Below are 384 nucleotides of genomic sequence, written 5' to 3'. Positions count from 1 at the left end.
CCCAGGAAGACGACAGTAACGGTGCTGCCCCTATCGAAGGGACCAACCAATACGCTAACGGATACGACGTGCAAATCGCCAAAAAGATTGCAGAATCCATGGACAAGGAACTCTTGGTGGTCAAAACCAAGTGGGAAGGTCTGGTTCCAGCATTGACTTCTGGTAAGATTGACATGATTATCGCCGGGATGAGCCCAACAGAAGAGCGCAAGAAAGAAATCGCCTTTTCTGACAGCTACTACACTTCCATTCCGACATTGGTCGTTCGTGCAGATAGTCAATATGCAACAGCCAGCAAACTGGCTGACTTTACAGGTGCAAAAATCACTGCGCAACAAGGTGTCTACCTCTACGACCTGATTGACCAGATCGAAGGCGCAAACA

At 48.7% G+C, this 384-nt stretch carries 1 protein-coding gene; it reads left to right on the top strand.

Annotated elements, in window-relative coordinates; translation table 11 throughout:
* Positions 1 to 98: 98 nt before the first annotated feature.
* Positions 99 to 384, top strand: a 286-nt coding sequence (locus GVK91_RS27300; protein WP_235033008.1) for a transporter substrate-binding domain-containing protein, incomplete at its 3' end; no start/stop codon positions are given.

The organism is Sphingobacterium sp. 18053 (genome assembly GCF_902706145.1).
Taxonomy (GTDB): domain Bacteria; phylum Bacteroidota; class Bacteroidia; order Sphingobacteriales; family Sphingobacteriaceae; genus Sphingobacterium; species Sphingobacterium paramultivorum.
Note: the sequence above shows the minus strand (reverse complement) of the source record. Positions and strands in the feature narration are given on the sequence as shown.